Origin of the sequence: Rhodococcus sp. UNC363MFTsu5.1, assembly GCF_000686785.1 — a bacterium.
Lineage (GTDB): Bacteria > Actinomycetota > Actinomycetes > Mycobacteriales > Mycobacteriaceae > Rhodococcus_G > Rhodococcus_G maanshanensis.
Genome location: NZ_KK366016.1, coordinates 89,574 through 107,323, shown reverse-complemented (window position 1 = coordinate 107,323; position 17,750 = coordinate 89,574). Strand labels below are relative to the sequence as shown.

The window sequence follows — 17,750 nt, the reverse complement described above, 5'->3', positions numbered from 1 at the left end:
CGCCTACCTCCTCGGGCAGGTGCAAGCCCAGCAGGCCGAGCTCGGCGAGCGAACCCCAGAAGGCGGGGCGGGTCTCGCTCTTGGCCTCGACGGCCTCACGGATCACGGTCGGGGTGGCGTGCCGGGCCGCCCAGCCGCGCACGGAATCGCGGAGTTCGCGGTCTTCGTCACTCATTCCAATGGTCATGGATTGTCCTCGGTTCTAGAAGGGGAGGCGCTTCGCGCCCGTGCGTGGTTGGTGAGTCTCAGGACTCGCCAACCGCGCACGGGCGCCGCAGGCGCCTAGATCCGCTCGATGACGGTGGCCGTCGACAGTGCGCCGCCCGCGCACATGGTGATCAGCGCCGTGGACTTGTCCGCGCGCTCGAGTTCGTGCAGAGCAGAGGTGATCAGCCGCGAGCCGGTGGAGCCGACCGGGTGCCCGAGGGCGATCGCGCCGCCGTTCACGTTGACCTTCGACATGTCGGCGTTGTGCACCTGCGCCCAGGACAGCACCACGGAGGCGAAGGCCTCGTTGATCTCGACCAGGTCGATGTCGGCCAGCGACATCCCCGTCCGCTCGAGCACCGCGCGAGTGGAGTCGACCGGGCCGTCGAGGTGGAAGTACGGGTCGGCGCCGACCATCGTGGAGGCGACGATGCGCGCTCGCGGCCGCAGGCCCAGCGCGGCCGCCCGCTCCTCGCTCATCAGCAACACCGCGGCGGCTCCGTCGCTGACCTGGGAGGAATTGCCCGCGGTGTGGATACCGCCCTCGACGACCGGCCTGAGCCCGGCCAGCCCCTCGGCGGTGGTCTCGCGCAGGCCACCGTCGCGGGTCACGGTCGCGACCTCACCCGTGGGGCTGCCCTCCCTGTCCACGACCGGGGCCACCACCGGCGTGATCTCGCGGTCGAAGCGGCCCTCGGCCCACGCGACGGCCGCGCGACGCTGCGACTCGAGCCCGAAGGCGTCGACGTCGCCGCGCTTGATGCCACGCCTGACCGCGATCCGCTCGGCGGAGGTGAACTGATCGCCCATGTCGAGGGCCCAGTCGTCCGGGTACGGGTTACCGGTGCCGGGCGCGTTGGCCTGACCGAGGAACACCCGGCTCATCACCTCGACCCCGCAGCCGATGCCTGCGTCGATCTGACCGGAGGCGATCAGGCCGGCGACCATGTGCACGGCCTGCTGCGAGGAGCTGCACGCGCAGTCGATGGTGGTGGCGGCCGTGGTGTACGGCAGGCCTGCGTGCAGCCAGGCCTGGCGGGTGACGTTGTTGGACTGCTCGCCCGCCTGGGTGACGGCACCGCCGACCAGCTGGCCGACCTCGGTGGCCGCCAGGCCGGTGCGCTCGAGCAGCGCGGCCTGCGCCGCACCCAGCAGAACGGCCGGGTGGACACCGGCCAGCTGACCGCGGCGGCGGCCGATCGGAGTGCGGACCGCGTCGACGATGACGGCTGTGCTCATGATGACTGCTCCCTGAATGGATCGCGGCGCGGTGGGGGGACTCCCACCGCGCCGCCGGTGGTTTCCCCGGACGCTAGGCAGGACGCCGGATGGCCGCGGCCCCGATCCCGGTCAGCGGAACCCCTACGGCCGCGTCGTGCGTTCCCAGCCGCGCCGGACGGTCGCCAGTCGCCGCCAGCCGAGACCCCCGAAGTACTCGATCTCCTCGACGTCCTCGCGCCCGAGGGCGATGAAGAGGTTCGCGACGCCGCCCGTTCGGAGCCAGTCGGCGGCGGATCCGAGGAGCGCACTTCTGGCGACCTCACCCGACGGCAGGTCCAGTTCGGCCACCTCCGCCCACCCGGCCAGCCGGAGCAGTGTCCCGCCCCTGGTGCAGTCGTCGATCGTCTCGACGCAGCCCAGCTCGGTCGCGTCACCGTCGTCGAGCGTGAATCGAACCCCGTGTTGACCCACCGATCGCCGAACCCGCTCGGATGCAGGAGAATCCGATGCCGGCATGGTGTCGATCCTGCCGGCGAGCAACACCTCGACGGCGTCCTCGCCGGGCCGGAACCCCGCTCCGATCAGCGATTCCTCGATGTGCGGCCAGCAGTCCGGTATGCCGAAGGTCGCGGGCGTTGGGAGGTCGCCATCGGCGAAAATCCTTCTTGCGCCCCAGGATTGGATCACGCGCAGCGCAGCGCCCAGTAGTACCGCGGCGGCGTCGGCATGATCCGGCCAGCAGACCATCCAGGCGACCTCACCCGAGTCGCGGTAGTCGGGACCGACGTCGGGGGAGCTCCGATAGCACCGCAGGTGCGCCGCGCCGACCACCCGGGAATCCACCACGACCACCAGGGTCTCGCGGGTCTGGACCCAGGGGTCGGTCACGTACTGACCGGGATCGGCCTCGAGCTGGGCGAGCAGGGTGGCGGTCGAGACGGCCCACCCGGGAACGACCGCCGAGATGTGCGCGTTCACCAGGTCGGTGACCTGGTGGCGGTCGGAGCGACGGAACGGACGAATGTGAGGCATGCGGGACTCCATGTTCAAGATCCGATGGATCATCGACAGAAGCCACTATCGGTGCGGCACACCGCCGATCATAGCCCGCCCAGCGCCGCGGCAGGGTTCCGCCGCCGGAGCCACCCCATCCCGAGGGGCCGGCTACTTGATCGTGCCGCTGAGGTCCGCGAGCAGCAGGTCGCACGCGATACGCAGATCGGATTCGATCTCGGGGATCGACGCCCGCCCGTTGAGACTCGACTGGATCAGCCCGAACCACAGGGACACGACCAACCGGATCACCGTGGTGTCGCGAACGGACGGGTCCTCGATCCCCGCGGCGTCGAGCAGCTGCGCGTCGAAGTGCTGGTCGATCTTGGCGACATCGGGAATCGTGGCCGCGTTGGACGTCGCCGCGGACTGGATCATCGCCGTCGCCAACATGGGCCTGCGCAGCAGCGCCCTCGTCGCGCGCAGCAGGATCTCGTAGACCGCGTCCGCGGGCGAGCCGGTGCCCTTGGGCCGCCGCGTCAGACCGGCGCCCATCTGGTCGATCTGGTCGACCATCACCGCGACGAACAGGTGGGTTTTCGACGGGAAGTAGCGGTAGAGGGTCCCGATGGCCACGCCTGCCGACTTGGCGACCTCGTGCATCTGGACGCGCTCGAGTTCCTTCTCCGAGGCCAACACGGCGGCCGCGTCCAGGATGCGGCCGTACCGCGCCCGTTGTTCGACCGAACTGGGTTCGGCCGCGTCGCGTGCCTCCGCAAGCCTGGGCATGTCTCCCCCGCCTTCTTTCCACAATGGTTCCCCGCAGGATAGATCCTGACATCTCGCGGGGACCACTGCCGCAAACTTCCGCTCAGTGGGATACGCCAGGCGGCTCCGCCGCCTCATTGGGTTCCCAAACCGGTGCCGCCGGAGGATACTCGCCAGTAACAACTGGCACGTCCTTCCGGGAGGCGGATCATGGTTGCAGCGGCCCAGGTCACCGAGGAGCAGGCGAGAGCGGTCGCCGAGGAAGCCAGGGAGAGCGGGTGGGACAAGCCCTCGTTCGCGAAGGAACTCTTCCTCGGGCGGCTGCGACTCGACCTCGTGCACCCCTTCCCCCAGCCGCCGCCCGCGGAGGCGGCCAAGAGCGACCGGTTCCTCGCGGAGCTCGAGAAGTACTGCGCCACCCTCGACGGGACGGTGATCGAGCGGGAGTCCCTGATCCCCGACGACTACGTCAAGGGGTTCGCCGAGCTCGGCTGCTTCGGCCTCAAGGTCGCCGAGGAGTACGGCGGGCTCGGACTGTCGCAGGTCGCCTACAACCGGGTCCTGATGCTCGCCGCCTCCGTGCACCCGAGCATCGGCGCACTCCTGTCGGCGCATCAGTCCATCGGCGTGCCGGAGCCTCTCAAGCTCGCAGGCACCCCGGAGCAGAAGCGGGAGTTCCTGCCCCGCTGCGCGAAGGGCGCGGTATCCGCGTTCCTGCTCACCGAGCCCGACGTCGGATCAGACCCGGCCAGGATGGCCTCCACCGCGACCCCGACCGAGGACGGCTCCGCCTACGTGCTCGACGGCGTCAAGCTGTGGACCACCAACGGCGTGGTCGCCGAGCTGCTCGTGGTGATGGCGCGGGTGCCCCGCAGCGAGGGCCACCGCGGCGGGATCACGGCGTTCGTCGTCGAGGCGGATTCGCCCGGCATCACCGTCGAGCGACGCAACGCGTTCATGGGCCTGCGCGGGATCGAGAACGGCGTCACCCGGCTGCACCAGGTGCGTGTGCCGGCCGCGAATCTGATCGGGCGCGAGGGCGACGGTCTCAAGATCGCGCTGACCACCCTCAACGCCGGCAGGCTCGCCCTCCCCGCGATGTGCGCGGGCGCCGGCAAGTGGTCGCTGCTCATCGCGCGCCAGTGGTCCGCAGAGCGGGTGCAGTGGGGCCGACAGGTCGGCAAGCACGGGGCGGTCGCCGCCAAGCTCTCGTTCATCGCCGCCACCACGTTCGCGCTCGAGGCGGTGCTGGAGTTGTCCGGGCAGATGGCCGACGAGGGCCGCAACGACATCCGGATCGAGGCCGCGCTGGCCAAGCTGTGGTCGAGCGAGATGGCCTGCCTTATCGCGGACGAGCTGATCCAGATCCGCGGCGGTCGGGGCTACGAGACCGCCGAGTCGCTGGCCGCAAGGGGAGAGCGGGCGGTGCCCGCCGAGCAGCAGTTCCGCGATCTGCGGATCAACCGGATCTTCGAGGGATCGAGCGAGATCATGCGGCTGCTGGTTGCCCGCGAAGCCGTCGACGCCCACCTCGCCGCGGCCGGCGACCTCGCCGACCCCAAGGCGGACCTGCAGCACAAGGCGAAGGCGGCGCTCGGCGCCAGCGGTTTTTACGCCAAATGGTTGCCGCACCTGGTCTCCGGGAAGGGGCAGCTCCCCACGTCGTACGGCGAATTCGGTTCTAACGCAACGCATCTGCGCTTCGTCGAGCGCAACGCCCGCAAGCTGGCCCGGTCCACCTTCTACGGCATGGCCCGCTGGCAGGCCGGGATGGAGAAGCACCAGGCGTTCCTCGGCCGGGTCGTGGACATCGGCGCGGAACTGTTCGCGATGTCGGCGAGCTGCGTGCGCGCCGAGATGCTGCGCGCCCAGGACCCGAGCCAGGGCGAGGCGGCCTACGAGCTGGCCGACGCGTTCTGCCAGCAGTCCCGGATCCGGGTCGATCGGCTGTTCGCGGCCCTGTGGGACAACACCGACGAGGTGGACCACCGGCTCGCCGACGGCATCCTGGATGGCCGGTACACCTGGCTGGAGGCGGGCGTGACCGACCAGAGCGAGGGCACCGGCCCGTGGATCTCGCAGTGGTCGCCTGGCGCGTCCACCGAGGAGAACGTCGCGCGCAGATTCCTGCCGCCGACGCGGAGCGGAGGCTAGTCGACGCCGAGCGGCGCGTCAGACCAGATTGTCCTCGATCGGCAGGCCGAAGGCCCCGCGCCCGTAGAGGGCCAGCGCGCGCTCGGCATCGTTGGCCACGTGCACCCCACCCGCGTGCGCGTCCCGCCAGGCCCGCTCGATCGGATTGCCCCGATCGAGGGACTGACCGCCCGCGGTCTTGAATAGGTGCTCGATGGCCTCCAGGGCCCGCTCGGTTGCGCGCACCTGGTCGCGGCGGGCCCGCAGCCGCAGCTGCATCGGGATCTCCTTGCCCGCGGCCGCCACCTCCAGCAGGGCGCGGACATTGCGGTCCATCTGCAGGATCGCGGCATCGATCTCGGAGGAGGCCCTCGCGACGGTCACCTGCGCGAACGTGTCCTCGGCGAATCGCCCGCCGCCGAGGCTGAGGCGCACCCGGTCTCGCATCGAAGACAGGTAGTTCTCGTAGCAGCCCGCGACCACACCGATCACCGGCGCCGAGATCGCCGTGGTGAAGATCGTCGCGAACGGAATCCGGTACAGCGGAGCCGGGTTCACCTTCTGTCCCGGACCGCGCAGGTTCGACACCTCGTAGTTGTTCATCACCCGGTACGAGGGGACGAATGCGCTGTCCACCACGATCTCGTGGCTACCGGTCCCCCGCAGGCCGACGGCGTCCCAGACCTCCTCGATCCGGTAATCGGTGCGCGGCACCAGGAGGGTGATGAAGTCCATCGGCTCGCCCTTGGCGCCGACCAGCAGACCACCGAGCAACGCCCACTGCGCGTGATCGCATCCGGACGCGTATCGCCAGACGCCGGACAGTTCGTAGCCGCCCTCGACGGGGGTGAGGGTTCCTGTCGGCGCGTAGGACGAGCAGACCAGCACGCCCGGATCGCCGCCCCAGACCTCGGCCTGGGCCCTGTCGTCGTAGAGGGCGAGGTGCCAGGGGTGCACCCCGAGCACCGAGGCCACCCAACCGGTGGAGCCGCAGGCACCCGAGATCGCCCGGACCGCCTCGTAGAAGTGCACGGGGTCGGCCTCCGCCCCGCCGTACCGCTTGGGCTGGAGCATCCGGAACACGCCCGCATCGGCGAGCCCCCGGATCGTCTCGTCCGAGACCCGGCGTGCGTCCTCGGTGGCGCGCGCCCGTTCGGCGATGCCGGGCAGCAACTCGCGAACCGCCGCGAGAACCTCGTTGTCCATCTGACCGATGCTATCCGTCTGAGCGCCGGCTGCCGAGGCCCGGACCGGTTGGCAAAGTCCAATTCTGCTGGTCAGGCCGGTCCCGGCCAGTGAGACCGGGACCATTGCCCGCCACGGTGCTCGTTAGCGTCGGGGGCAGTGATCAGCAGGACTCGCCGCACGCAGGCGGCCTCGCTCGAAGGGATGGGAAGAACCGTGACCACCACGCAGTCCGCAGACGATGAAGTTCGCGTGATCGACGCAGGCGCCGCACCGACCAGGTTCGCGCGCGGATGGCACTGCCTCGGCCTCGCGAAGGAATTCCGCGACGGCACGCCCCACGGCATCGAGGCCTTCGGCACCAAGCTGGTGGTGTTCGGCGACAGCGCGGGCAAGCTCAACGTCCTCGACTCGTACTGCCGCCACATGGGCGGCGACCTCAGCCAGGGCAGCATCAAGGGTGACGCGGTGGCCTGCCCGTTCCACGACTGGCGGTGGGGCGGCAACGGCAAGTGCACCGGCATCCCCTACGCCCGGCGGGTCCCCCCGCTCGCCCGCACCCGTTCCTGGACCACGCTCGAGCAGGACGGCCTGCTGTTCGTGTGGAACGACCCGGAGGGCAACCCGCCGCCCGCCGACGTCACCATCCCGCAGATGCGCAAGCCCGGCGAGGAGTGGACCGACTGGGTCTGGCACTCGATCGTCATCGACACCAACTGCCGCGAGATCGTGGACAACGTCGTGGACATGGCGCACTTCTTCTACGTGCACTTCTCCTTCCCCACCCGGTTCAAGAACATCTTCGAGGGCCACACCGCGATCCAGTACTTCGAGGGCCTCGCCCGCGAGGACATGCGGCCGCCGTCGAACGACCCGACCCGGCCGAAGCTGCTGGGCAGTGACTCGGTCGCCGCCTACCACGGCCCGTCCTTCATGATCGACGAGCTGATCTACCGATACGACACGTTCGACGTCGAGTCGATCCTGATCAACTGCCACTTCCCGATCTCCCCCGACAAGTTCGTGCTGATGTACGGCGTGATGGTCAAGAAGACCGACCAGCTGCCGACCGGTGAGGCGGAGTCGATCGCGAGCGGGATGACCAAGTTCATCGCCACCGGATTCGAGCAGGACGTCGCGATCTGGAAATCCAAGAGCCGCATCAACAATCCGCTCCTGTGCGACGAGGACGGCCCGGTCTACCAGCTACGCCGCTGGTACGAGCAGTTCTACGTCGACGTCGCCGACGTCACACCGGAGATGGTGGAGCGCTTCGAGTTCGAGATGGACACCACCAAGCCGGTCGAGGCGTGGCGCAGGGAAGTGGACGCCAACATCGCGGCCAAGAAGGCCGCCGAGGCCAAGAACCAGCCGGTCTAACCATGCAGCCGTTGGCATGCGACCGATGCGGCAACCGGGTCCTCGTCGAGAAGACCAGCTGGCACCACACCGCCATCCAATGGACGTCGGAGTCCGAGTCCTCCTGTGCCGAGTTCCGCGACGGGAAACCCTCCCGGGCCCGTACGGTCCGAGTCCAGGTCTGCGAGGCGCTGCAGGAATCGATCGACCAGGCCGTGCTCGACGGGCGACTCGATGTCGCCGAGAACTGAACCCCCTCAAGGAGAACCATGATCGACAAGATCCAATACGGACCGTGGGCGGTGATCGCGGGCGGTTCCGAGGGTGTCGGCTCCGCGTTCGCACACGAACTCGCCGCCGCCGGTATCCACCTCGTCCTGATCGCGCGCAAGCCCGGTCCGCTCGAAGAGACAGCGGACAAGGTGCGTGCTCTCGGTGTCCAGGTGCGCACGCTGTCGCTTGACCTGCTCGTACCGGATGCACTGGACCGGATCCGCGCGATCACCGACGACCTCGAGGTCGGGCTGCTGATCTTCAACGCGGGGGCCAACTCCTACGGGCACGAATTCGTCGAGAGCGACCTGCAGAAGGTGCAGGGCGTCATCGACCTGAACGTGACCTCGCAGCTGCAGCTCACACACCGCTTCGGCGCAAAGATGAAGGCCCGCGGCAGGGGCGGCATCGTGCTGCTCGGCTCGATGTCCGGATACCTGGGCGCCGAGCAGCAGAGCATCTACTCCGCGGCCAAGGCGTTCAGCCGGGTGTTCGCCGAGGGATTGTGGTTGGAGCTCAAGCCTTTCGGCGTGAACGTGCTCGAACTCGTCCTCGGCGTCACCCGCACCCCCGCCATGGCAAGGGCCGGGCTGAACTTCGACATCCCCGGCATGCTGGTCGCCGAGCCAGAGGACGTGGCACGCGAGGGTCTCGAGCACCTCGCCGACGGCCCCGTCTGGGTGGCGGGCGGCAACTATCCGGCGGTCGTCAAGCGTGCCGGGTTCCCGCGCGACAAGATCGTCCAGGGCGCCGCCGACGGCATGCGCAAGCTCCTCGGGCGCACCTAGGTTCTCACCCGTCCGGCCGGGTGGCCGCACCCCGAGCCCGGGGTGCGGCCATCGCCGTATTCGCGGACCCTATCTTCCCGAACCGTATGGCCGGGTGATGATCTCGAGAAAGTGCCCGGCCGGGTCGAGGAAGTAGGTCCCGCGACCTCCGTCGTTCCTGTTGATGCCCGTCGCCGACTGCCGGGGATCGGCCCAGTGCTCCATTCCGCCCTCGAGGATTCGACCGTAGATGCTGTCGAAATCCTCCTCCGAGACCAGGAACGCGTAGTGCTGCGGGGTCACGTCGAGGTGGGGCGGTGGTTCGGCGAAGTCCAGAGTGACTCCGTTGTCGAGCTGGACGGCGAGGAAGATGCCGGCCGGAACCGGATCCGGGAGGCCGAACAGCGTGGTGAAGAAGTACGCCGAGAGCTGCTTGTCTTTCGCGGCGACGATGGTGTGGTTGAACGAGATGGTCAAGGAAACCCCTTGGGATTCGACGCCTCCATGCCTGACGCAGTCCGTCATCGACACGCGACGCTGTATCCAGAAATACCTCGACCGCGGCGCGCGCGCAAGGCCCCCGCCGCTGCCGCACCGAGGTGTTGCCGCTCGACTATGGCGAGAGTTGCTCCGGCGTAGTCGTTTTCCTCGAGGAGATCGCCACCACACCCACCACCGCGACGATCGCGAGGGCGTACCCGCACCAGAGCAGCAGGAACGGGTGCAGCCAGCCCGCATCGATCGTCTGACCGCGATCGCCGATGCAGTAGAGCGTGAAATCGGTCGAGGTGCCGTCGCCCGATGCGTAGGTGTCCGAGACGATGACGGCCTCACCGGTGGGTGGCTCGCAGAACAGCGGGGCCAGGTAGCGCGCCTGCCCCGGCCAGATCACCGAGGAGATCAACGTGAGCAGGCCTGCGCTCGCGGCGATGGCGATTCCCCACGTCAGCAGCCACGCGACAACGGGTCGCCCGCGTTCGCGGTTCACGCCGACCTCTACGGGATCGGTCACAGCGGATGTACCTCCGCGACAGCGCCGTCGGCATCGAAGACGACGAGCGCCCGGGACCGCGGTGATTCGACCATGACCGTCGGCCGTATCGCCTCGGTTCTGTTGACCGAGATACCGGTGACCTGGCCGCCGTCGAAGGCGGTGCTCGCCAGTGCCTCGTCGACCAGACTCTCGACGCTGCCGAGCGCGGGCACATCGCCGACGACGAAGGCTTGCGCATCGAGATCGTCGCGGGCACTGACCAGGACCGGGGTCGGTTCGCTCAGCCATTGACCGTCGAAGGTGTACCGATCGAGCTGATCGGGGCGCGCCGGGTTCCGGACGGTCACATCGAGTGCCTCGACGGGCCCGACGTCGACCGAGGTGACCTGCAACTCGCTGACGCCGTAGGTGAGCGTGAGGGCCGCCATCGCGTCCCGGACCACGGCCGTGGTCATCCCACCGCCCCGCGCACGCATGTCCGCATCGAACTCGGCCCGGTCCACGGCTCCGATGCAGGCCGTGGCGCTCAAGGCCACCGCGATGGCCATCGCGGTCCACGCGGCCGATCGCCCCACCGAGGCCGCTGACGCCATGGCGTGAGGGTAACCCAGCCCCGCCCCTGGCGCAGCGGGCGTCCTCAGCGGTAGTCGGGGTTCGCGAAGTCCGGCCTGCAGCCGGCGTCCCACTCCGACCGCTGGTTCCCGTAGGCGGGGAACCCGCCCGCCTCCTTCAGCATCGCCGCCGCATGCATCAGGTTGTAGGTCATGAAGGTGGTGTTGCGGTTGGTGAAGTCGTTCTCCGGCCCGCCCGACCCCTCGTCCAGGTAGGACGGCCCCGGGCCCGCCTCGCCGATCCAGCCGGCGTCGGCCTGTGGCGGGATCACATAACCCAGGTGCTGGAGGCTGTAGAGGATGTTCATCGCGCAGTGCTTGACGCCGTCCTCGTTTCCGGTGATCAGGCAGCCACCGACCCGCCCGTAGAAGGCGTACTGCCCCCGGTCGTTGAGGATCGACGAACAGCCGTACAGACGCTCGATGACCTTCTTCATCACCGAACTGTTGTCGCCGAGCCAGATCGGGCCCGCCAGCACCAGGATGTCGGCGGCGATGATCCGCCCGTACAACTGCGGCCACTCGTCGCTCGGCCAGCCGTGTTCGGTCATGTCGGGGTACACGCCGGTGGCGATGTCGTGATCGACCGCGCGGATCTCGTCGACCGCGACGCCGGCATCGCGCATCAGCCCGACGCTGCGGTCGATCAGCCCCTGCGTGTTGCTGACCTCCGGCGACCGTTTCAGCGTGCAATTGACGAAGGCGGCCAGCAGGCCGTCGAACCTGGGCGCCGTGCCCAGTGACGATGGAATTGTCATCTCGGACTCCTCCGCGAGTGCCCCCGGCAGTCCACGATATGCGCCGGCCCGGCCCCCGGGGCGCCGAACGCTACGACTCGGGAGTGAACGCCGCGAGGGGCTCCGAACCGGACCAGTCGTGACCCCAGTAGCTGTCCGCGGTGATCTCCTCCGCGGTGAAGTGGCTCTCGTCCACCAGCATGCCCTCGGTGCCGAACTCGACGTCCCAGCCGCCGGGCGCGCGAACGTAGAACGAGACCATCTTGTCGTTGGTGTGCCTGCCGAGGGTGGACGAGATCGAGAAGCCGAGCCTGCCGACCCGGTCCAGCGCCTGGCCCACCGCGTCCAGGGTGTCGACCTCCATCATCAGGTGCACCATCCCCGGGCCCTCCGACGGCGGCGCCGGGCAGATCGCCAGGCTGTGGTGCCGCTGATTGATGCCGAGGAACCGCACCCGCCGGGCCGGGCCGGGTGCGCCAGGTCCGCCGAGCCGGATCGCACCGCGGGGCAGGAAGCCGAGGACCTCGGTGTAGAAGTCGTAGGTCTCCTGGAAGTGCGGCGTCGGCAGCACCACGTGGCCGAGGCCCGCGGGCCCCGTCACGAACCGGCCGCCGTGCGGGGTGACCACCGGGCTGTGGTCGAGCACCGGGCCGAAGAACACCTCGACGGTGGTGCCCGCGGGATCGACGAAGGTGATCGCGCGCTCCACGTCGCGGTGGTCCGCCTCCTCCTGGGACAGCTCGCGGACCGGGACGCCCGCCTTCTCCAGCTGATCGCGCACCGCCCGCAACGCGAACTGGTCGCGTACCTCCCAGCCGACCGCGAGCACCTTGTCCACCTCGCCCGGCAGCACCTGCAGGCGTGACCGGCGCTCGTCGATCCGCAGGTACAGACCGTCCCCGTCGGGGCCCGAGCCGACGGCCATACCGAGGCCGTCGACCACGAGTTCACGCCAGCGATCGACGTCCCGCGTCTGAACCTTGAGGTAGCCGAGCGAACGGATGTCAGACATGTTCTCCACCAATCCCTTTGCTGTTGCGTCGGTCAGATCATCGAACGGTGGATGCCCTGCGGCTCACCACCGAGCTGGGTCAGCGCCGACGAGTGGAAGATCGAGCCCGGCACGTGGATGGCGTGCGCGATGCCCGCGTGCGCGTCGCGGAAGAACCGCTGCATCGGGAACTTCCGGTGCAGGGCATTGCCGCCGGAGCGGGCGAAGATCTCGTCGACCGCGCGCACTGCACGCCAGGCCGCGGCCGTCTGGGTCCGCCTGCCGATGGCTCGTGCCTCGAAGTCGATCTCCTTGCCCGCCTCGGTCATGTCCCAGAAGCGGTCGACGGTCTCGAGCAACGCCGCACGCGATGCCGCGATCTCGGCCGCCGCCTCACCGATGGCGTACAGCACGTACGGATCGTCCTTGATCTTCTGCCCGGTGATCGCGGTCCGATCCTTCTGGGCCGCGATGTGACAGGCCAGCGCCCCCTCCGCGATGCCGACCACGGCGGAGGTGATGCCAAGCGGGAACATGCACGAGAACGGCATGTTGTAGAGGGTCTCGGTTCGTCCCGATGCCTTGACCGCGGTGCCGTCCATGACATCCGAGGCGAGCAGGGTGCGGTAGCCGGGGATGAAGGCGTCCCGGACGATCACGTCCTTCGAGCCGGTCCCGCGCAGACCGATGACGTCCCACGAGTCCTCGACGATCTCGTAGTCGGACCGCGGCAGGATCACGTGGAGGGAGACCGGCGGCATCTGCGCCCTGCCGTCGGCGTCCCCGAGCATGGCGCCGAGGAACACCCACTGGCAGTGATCGGTGCCGGAGGAGAACGACCAGCGGCCGTTGAGGATGTAGCCGCCGTCGACCGGCGTGGCGACGCCCATCGGCGCGTAGGGCGAAGCGACCCAGGTGTCCTGGTCGGTTCCCCAGATCTCTTCCTGCACTCTGGGATCGGCGAAGGCGAGCTCCCAGGGGTGGACGCCGACGATGCCGGTGACCCAGCCCGTCGCGCCGTCCATCGCGGCGATGCTCATGACGGTTTCCGCGAACTCGCAGGGGTGCACCTCGAGGCCACCGTGCTGCTTCGGCTGCAGCATCCGCATCGCGCCGGACTCGCGCAGTCGCTTGGCGGCGGTGTCCGACAGCCGCATGAGCTTGTCGCCCTCGGCGCCCTCCGCGCGGATCTCGTCGGCGTACTGCTCGATCCGTTCCTGAACCTGACCCATGGCTTCCTCGGCCTTCTCTGTGTGCCTGGCGGCGAGCCGCCTCCTGTAAGTGAACGTGGCAGCCTCAGGTCGAGGCGACGGGTGCGCTCTCGCTCAGTGAGAGCTCGTGTTCGGCGGCATACCGCGCGGCGAGGTACCCGAAGACCATCGATGGGCCGATGGTGGCGCCCGCGCCCGCGTATTCGTTGCCCATCACCGAGGCGGTCGTGTTGCCGGTGGCATAGAGGCCCTCGATCGCGCTGCCGTCGCCGCGCAGCACGCGACTGTTCTCGTCACAGACAAGGCCGCCCTTGGTGCCGAGATCGCCCGCCTCGCAGCGGATCGCGTAGAACGGCCCCTTGACGATCTCGTCCATGTTGGGGTTCGCCATGGTGGGATCGCCGTAGTACCGGTCGTAGGCGCTGTCGCCGCGGCCGAAGTCCTCGTCCTTGCCGCTGCGGGCGAAGCCGTTGAACCGTTCGATGGTCGCGACGAGCGCACCGGCCGGGACGCCTATCGCGGCGGCCAGCTCGGGCAGCGTGTCCGCCTTGTGGACCACACCGGAGTCGTAGAACCCTTGTGGGAAAGGCATGTTCGGCAGCACCTGCGCGAACGGGTACCGGTTCTTCGCCTTGGTGTCCATGACGAACCAGGCCGGCACGTGACCACCCTCGAGCTGGTCGTGCACGAAGTTCACGTACGGCGACGACTCGTTGGTGAAGCGTTCACCCCGCGCATTGACGATCACCGACGGCGGGATGCACCGCTCGGACACCAGCGGGATGACCGCGCCCATCGGGTGGAAAACCGACGGCATCCACCAGGCATCGTCCATGAGGTCGACGGCCGCGCCGAGCCCCTGACCGGCCCGGATGCCGTCGCCCGTGTTCTCCCTGGCCCCCGCGCTGACGTTCGCACGTCCGAGCTCGGGCAGGTACTGATCACGCATCTGCTGGTTGTGGTCGAAGCCGCCGGTGGCCAGCAACACGCCGCGGCGTGCGCGGATCCGGACGGTCTCACCCGCACGATCGGCGACCACGCCGACCACGACACCGTCGGCGTCGGTCACCAACTCGGTCATCGAGGTGCGCAGCCAGAGGGGGACCCCGGCGTCCTTGAGCACCATCCGCAGGCGCGCCACCAGGGCGCGTCCACCGGTGGACATGTGGCGGCGCAGCACCATGTTCGACGCAACGCGCCAGGCGGCGACCATCGATGCCCTGCGGCCGGCCCAGGTGCGCTTGACCATCGCCAGGTCGTGGTAGTCCTTCGAGGTCACCCACAGGCCCAGCGGGCCCTTCATGCTGTTCGGACGCTGGAACTGCTCGTCCTCCTTCAGCTTTCGGGTGTCGAAGGGCTTGCACTCGATGGTACGTCCGAGTGCGCTGCCGCCGTCCTCCTCCGGGTGGTAGTCGGAGTAACCCTTCACCCAGTACAGCTTCATGTGCGGACTGCGGTCCAGCAGCTGCATCAGCTTCGGGCCGGCGTCCACGTACGCCTCGATCCGGGCCGCGGGCACCGTGCCCTTGGTGAGGGTGTGCAGGTACCGGCGGATGGCGTTCGGGTCGTCGCCCCCGTCCCTTCGGGTCAGCGTCGGGGCGTTCGGAATCCAGATACCGCCGCCGGAGATCGCCGTCGAGCCGCCGAACTTCTTGCCCTTCTCGATGATCAGGGTGTCCAGCCCGAGGTCGGCCGCGGTGATGCCTGCGCTCATGCCGCCGCCGCCGCTCCCGACGATCAGGAAGTCGACGGTGGCGTCCCAATCCTGCTCCGTCACGCTCATCGGTTCGCCTCCTCACGGGTGAGGAACGCCAGCACCGCCGACGTCCACGCCTGCTTGGCCTCGATCATCGTCCAGTGACCGCAATTGGGGAACACGTGCAGCTCGGCATTCGGGATGTCGCGCATCGGGAGCATCGCCATGTCCACCGGGCTGACCCGATCGTCACGACCCCACGTGAGCAGCGTCGGTGCCGAGATCTTGTGCAGCTGTGCCCAGTACGGCGTCGCGCCGGAGGCCTTGGCGGCGGCGGTGTTCGCCGCGAACGCCCTGCTGCTGTACATCCGCGCGGCGATCTCCAGCGTCAACGGCTCCGTGGCCAGCGCCCACCGCTCCTCGATCAGCTCCTCGGTGACGACCGCCGGGTCGTAGACCATCGAGTGCAGCCACCGGATCAGGCCCTCCCTGGTGGGATTGTCCGTGAACTCCATCAGGAGCTTGATGCCCTCGCCGGGGCTGGGCATCATGACGTTCTTACCCATGCCACCGATGGTGACCAGCTTGTTGACCCGCTCCGGCGCATGGATGGCGACGTTGGTCGCGACGATGCCGCCCATGGAATTGCCGATCATGTGCACCGGCTCCTCGATGCCAAGCGCGTCGAGGAATGTCCCGACCGACCCCATCGCCATCGCCATCGGGTGCCCGTCGCCCGGATCGCTGACGCCGAAGCCGGGGAACTCGAGCACGAGGCAGCGGAAGTGCTGCGCGAAGTCCCCGAGCACACCGCGGTAGTTGCGCCACCCGGTGACGCCGGGGCCGGAGCCGTGCAGGAGGAGGAGCGGCGGTCCGTCGCCTGCCTCGTGGTAGCGCAACACGCCGAGGTCGGTGGAGACCTCCCGCATGGTGCCCTCGTGGGTGAGTTCGCTCGTCATGGCTCAGCACGCTGCCGCAGCCGCAGGCCACCCGCCCCGCCGATCCCGATGAGCGAGACCCCCGGAGGCACCGGGGGTCTCGCTGCCCGACTACTTGTCGGCCTCGGAGGTGAGGCAGACCGAGTTCAGGACGTGGTGGTAGGTCACCAGCCCGTAGACGTTCGGCGCGTTGATGAGGGGGAAGGGCGACGGAATCCACTCGAAGGGGTTGACGAGGGCGCCGACACCTGCGGAGGCCCCGGTCCAGGCAGCGGACATCGCGTTCATGGATTCGTCGAAGACGAGTTCCATCACCTGGCTGGTCAGTGCGTACGAGAAGTAGGCGGCGGTCAGCGAATCCCCGACCGTGAGCGTGCCGAGCGGTACCAGCTTGCTGAAGTCCTTCCCAGCAAAGACATTGTGGCCCAGCCCGATCAGGGCGTCGGTCGCTGCGCCGCCGACCTTCGGGACGAGTCCGAGGCCCATGGACAGGAACTTCTCGATCGAGGAGAAGTCGTCCGGGTGCGCGGGGATGAGGTTCGCGGGCACCATCGCGTTGCCCATGATCCACTCCAGCCTCGAGCGCTGATCCTCGATCTGCGCCCGGCGGGCGGGATCGGCCTCGAGGGAGGTCAGGTGGCTCGTGGTACGCGACAGCACCCGTGAGAGCGGCATGCCGGACACGGCCAGGCAGTCGGGACCGGCGATGTCGAGCTCGTTCGCCACGGCCTCGACGAAGGCGGGAGCCCGGAAGCCGTAGTCGAGTTCCTGGTCCGGTTGGCCGGCGCGGTCGGCGACCGCCTTGGTCGTCCAGACCACGCAGCTCTTCTCGAGCTGGTCCCTGGCGGCCTCGTAGATGGCCGTGAAGCCCTTCGCCCCCAGCCTCAGCGGGAGGCTGATGAGCGTCCCGGCGCTGACCGGCCCGACCGCGAACATGGACGGGATCATGCCTGCGACGATGTTCGCCGGGATGACGGCGGTGGTGTAGATGACCGCGTACGCCGTCTCGATCGCCTGACCGAGGGTGAGGTTCTCGGCGCGGATGACCGCGCCCTCCCGCCCGGCCTTGACGTTCATCAGCTGCGTGATGATGTACTGCGTGATCGGATCGCCGTACTTGTGGATCCCCGCCTCGTCGTCCGACGAGTAGACGGAGGCGGGATTCGACACGCTCAGCGTGCTGATGCCAACCGATCTCAGTCGCGCCTGCCCCTCCGCGCGGATGCCCTCGTAGTTGTCGAGGTACGGCTGGGGCAGGATCGGCTTCGAGGCCTGCAGGACCGCGTCGAACACCGCGCTCATCGTCGCCCGATCGGATCCCACACAGACCGGATCGTCCTGGCGAACGGTCTCGGCAGCGTGCGCGGGAGCGGCGAGAGCGAGCTGCGAGAGCGGTCCACCCACCAGCGCCAGGCCCACCGCCGCCGCGGCTACCGCGGACCGAAACCCTTTTTGACGTGAAACCCGGCTCATGCTCGTTCCCGACTGATCGAAGTGGAGGACTGCGTGCGAATGCGTCGGCAGCCTGCTGCCTGCGACGATGTCGCTCGGCCGGACAATCACACCCATTCATGGACGATCGTTCAACTCGGGAGCCGGGGTGCTTCGCAACATTTACGAACCGTTCACGCACCGGTCAGTCGGCGCGCCCGGCGACACGTGGACG

Annotated in this window: 18 protein-coding genes; 4 read left to right on the top strand and 14 right to left on the bottom strand. The window is 68.7% G+C overall.

What is annotated here, in order from left to right:
• The 4 genes from BR31_RS32050 to BR31_RS0126630 all read right to left on the bottom strand — a co-directional run.
• The coding region (locus BR31_RS32050; protein WP_197023723.1) for an acyl-CoA dehydrogenase family protein at positions 1–187 on the bottom strand (187 nt) is incomplete at its 3' end.
• A gap of 95 nt (positions 188–282) precedes the next feature.
• Positions 283–1,446, bottom strand: coding sequence for a steroid 3-ketoacyl-CoA thiolase (locus tag BR31_RS0126640; RefSeq protein WP_027503612.1), 1,164 nt, complete (start codon positions 1,444–1,446; stop codon positions 283–285).
• Between the two features lie 123 nt (positions 1,447–1,569).
• A complete protein-coding gene (locus BR31_RS0126635) occupies positions 1,570–2,460 on the bottom strand; it encodes a hypothetical protein (RefSeq protein ID WP_037178565.1) in 891 nt (296 codons plus the stop codon).
• Between the two features lie 132 nt (positions 2,461–2,592).
• Positions 2,593–3,210, bottom strand: a complete 618-nt coding sequence (locus BR31_RS0126630; protein WP_027503610.1) for a TetR/AcrR family transcriptional regulator — start codon at positions 3,208–3,210, stop codon at positions 2,593–2,595.
• A 189-nt stretch (positions 3,211–3,399) separates the two neighbouring features.
• On the opposite strand from BR31_RS0126630, the gene BR31_RS0126625 reads away from it, so the two are divergent.
• The gene (locus BR31_RS0126625; RefSeq protein ID WP_027503609.1) at positions 3,400–5,343 is read left to right on the top strand and encodes an acyl-CoA dehydrogenase family protein; all 1,944 of its coding nucleotides are present in this window, start codon (positions 3,400–3,402) and stop codon (positions 5,341–5,343) included.
• A gap of 18 nt (positions 5,344–5,361) precedes the next feature.
• On the opposite strand, the gene hsaA is transcribed toward BR31_RS0126625, so the two are convergent.
• Positions 5,362–6,528, bottom strand: a complete 1,167-nt coding sequence (gene hsaA / locus BR31_RS0126620; protein WP_027503608.1) for a 3-hydroxy-9,10-secoandrosta-1,3,5(10)-triene-9,17-dione monooxygenase oxygenase subunit — start codon at positions 6,526–6,528, stop codon at positions 5,362–5,364.
• Positions 6,529–6,723: 195 nt separating this feature from the next.
• Here hsaA and BR31_RS0126615 point away from each other — a divergent pair, with 195 nt between their 5' ends.
• From BR31_RS0126615 to BR31_RS0126605, 3 genes are read left to right on the top strand one after another with little or no spacing between them, the layout of a single operon-like run.
• Positions 6,724–7,887, top strand: a complete 1,164-nt coding sequence (locus tag BR31_RS0126615) for a 3-ketosteroid-9-alpha-monooxygenase, oxygenase component (protein WP_027503607.1) — start codon at positions 6,724–6,726, stop codon at positions 7,885–7,887.
• A gap of 2 nt (positions 7,888–7,889) precedes the next feature.
• Entirely contained in the window at positions 7,890–8,117 is a 228-nt protein-coding gene (locus tag BR31_RS0126610) for a hypothetical protein (RefSeq protein WP_027503606.1), read from the top strand.
• An 18-nt stretch (positions 8,118–8,135) separates the two neighbouring features.
• Positions 8,136–8,927, top strand: a complete 792-nt coding sequence (locus tag BR31_RS0126605) for an SDR family NAD(P)-dependent oxidoreductase (protein WP_027503605.1) — start codon at positions 8,136–8,138, stop codon at positions 8,925–8,927.
• 69 nt (positions 8,928–8,996) lie between these two features.
• Here the strand turns inward: BR31_RS0126605 and BR31_RS0126600 are convergent, their stop codons facing one another.
• The 9 genes from BR31_RS0126600 to BR31_RS30325 form a co-directional block, all read right to left on the bottom strand.
• Complete coding sequence (locus BR31_RS0126600) at positions 8,997–9,383, bottom strand: VOC family protein (RefSeq protein WP_027503604.1); 387 nt, start codon at positions 9,381–9,383, stop codon at positions 8,997–8,999.
• Positions 9,384–9,519: 136 nt separating this feature from the next.
• The gene (locus tag BR31_RS0126595) at positions 9,520–9,918 is read right to left on the bottom strand and encodes a hypothetical protein (protein WP_231496712.1); all 399 of its coding nucleotides are present in this window, start codon (positions 9,916–9,918) and stop codon (positions 9,520–9,522) included.
• Positions 9,915–10,493, bottom strand: coding sequence for a hypothetical protein (locus tag BR31_RS0126590; protein ID WP_027503602.1), 579 nt, complete (start codon positions 10,491–10,493; stop codon positions 9,915–9,917). The genes BR31_RS0126595 and BR31_RS0126590 overlap by 4 nt, the downstream gene beginning before the upstream one ends.
• 44 nt (positions 10,494–10,537) lie before the next feature.
• Positions 10,538–11,269, bottom strand: coding sequence for a flavodoxin family protein (locus BR31_RS0126580; protein ID WP_027503601.1), 732 nt, complete (start codon positions 11,267–11,269; stop codon positions 10,538–10,540).
• A gap of 70 nt (positions 11,270–11,339) precedes the next feature.
• Complete coding sequence (gene bphC, locus BR31_RS0126575; protein ID WP_027503600.1) at positions 11,340–12,260, bottom strand: biphenyl-2,3-diol 1,2-dioxygenase; 921 nt, start codon at positions 12,258–12,260, stop codon at positions 11,340–11,342.
• Positions 12,261–12,292: 32 nt separating this feature from the next.
• Positions 12,293–13,471: an acyl-CoA dehydrogenase family protein gene (locus BR31_RS0126570; protein WP_027503599.1), complete on the bottom strand. Its 1,179-nt coding sequence runs from the start codon at positions 13,469–13,471 to the stop codon at positions 12,293–12,295.
• A gap of 64 nt (positions 13,472–13,535) precedes the next feature.
• The gene (locus BR31_RS0126565) at positions 13,536–15,233 is read right to left on the bottom strand and encodes an FAD-binding protein (protein ID WP_027503598.1); all 1,698 of its coding nucleotides are present in this window, start codon (positions 15,231–15,233) and stop codon (positions 13,536–13,538) included.
• On the bottom strand, positions 15,230–16,105 hold the full coding sequence (locus BR31_RS0126560) for an alpha/beta fold hydrolase (RefSeq protein ID WP_027503597.1): 876 nt from the start codon (positions 16,103–16,105) through the stop codon (positions 15,230–15,232). The genes BR31_RS0126565 and BR31_RS0126560 overlap by 4 nt, the downstream gene beginning before the upstream one ends.
• Before the next feature lie 90 nt (positions 16,106–16,195).
• Entirely contained in the window at positions 16,196–17,653 is a 1,458-nt protein-coding gene (locus tag BR31_RS30325; protein ID WP_156042640.1) for a hypothetical protein, read from the bottom strand.
• Positions 17,654–17,750 lie beyond the last annotated feature (97 nt).

Coding starts and splice junctions, on each gene's coding strand:
- hsaA (WP_027503608.1), bottom strand. CDS start 6,528: ATGGACAACGAGGTTCTCGCGGCGGTTCGCGAGTTGCTGCCCGGCATC.
- BR31_RS0126605 (WP_027503605.1), top strand. CDS start 8,136: ATGATCGACAAGATCCAATACGGACCGTGGGCGGTGATCGCGGGCGGT.
- BR31_RS0126570 (WP_027503599.1), bottom strand. CDS start 13,471: ATGGGTCAGGTTCAGGAACGGATCGAGCAGTACGCCGACGAGATCCGC.
- BR31_RS0126630 (WP_027503610.1), bottom strand. CDS start 3,210: ATGCCCAGGCTTGCGGAGGCACGCGACGCGGCCGAACCCAGTTCGGTC.
- BR31_RS0126560 (WP_027503597.1), bottom strand. CDS start 16,105: ATGACGAGCGAACTCACCCACGAGGGCACCATGCGGGAGGTCTCCACC.
- BR31_RS0126580 (WP_027503601.1), bottom strand. CDS start 11,269: ATGACAATTCCATCGTCACTGGGCACGGCGCCCAGGTTCGACGGCCTG.
- BR31_RS0126565 (WP_027503598.1), bottom strand. CDS start 15,233: ATGAGCGTGACGGAGCAGGATTGGGACGCCACCGTCGACTTCCTGATC.
- BR31_RS0126635 (WP_037178565.1), bottom strand. CDS start 2,460: ATGCCTCACATTCGTCCGTTCCGTCGCTCCGACCGCCACCAGGTCACC.
- BR31_RS0126590 (WP_027503602.1), bottom strand. CDS start 10,493: ATGGCGTCAGCGGCCTCGGTGGGGCGATCGGCCGCGTGGACCGCGATG.
- BR31_RS0126640 (WP_027503612.1), bottom strand. CDS start 1,446: ATGAGCACAGCCGTCATCGTCGACGCGGTCCGCACTCCGATCGGCCGC.
- BR31_RS0126625 (WP_027503609.1), top strand. CDS start 3,400: ATGGTTGCAGCGGCCCAGGTCACCGAGGAGCAGGCGAGAGCGGTCGCC.
- BR31_RS0126610 (WP_027503606.1), top strand. CDS start 7,890: ATGCAGCCGTTGGCATGCGACCGATGCGGCAACCGGGTCCTCGTCGAG.
- BR31_RS30325 (WP_156042640.1), bottom strand. CDS start 17,653: ATGGGTGTGATTGTCCGGCCGAGCGACATCGTCGCAGGCAGCAGGCTG.
- bphC (WP_027503600.1), bottom strand. CDS start 12,260: ATGTCTGACATCCGTTCGCTCGGCTACCTCAAGGTTCAGACGCGGGAC.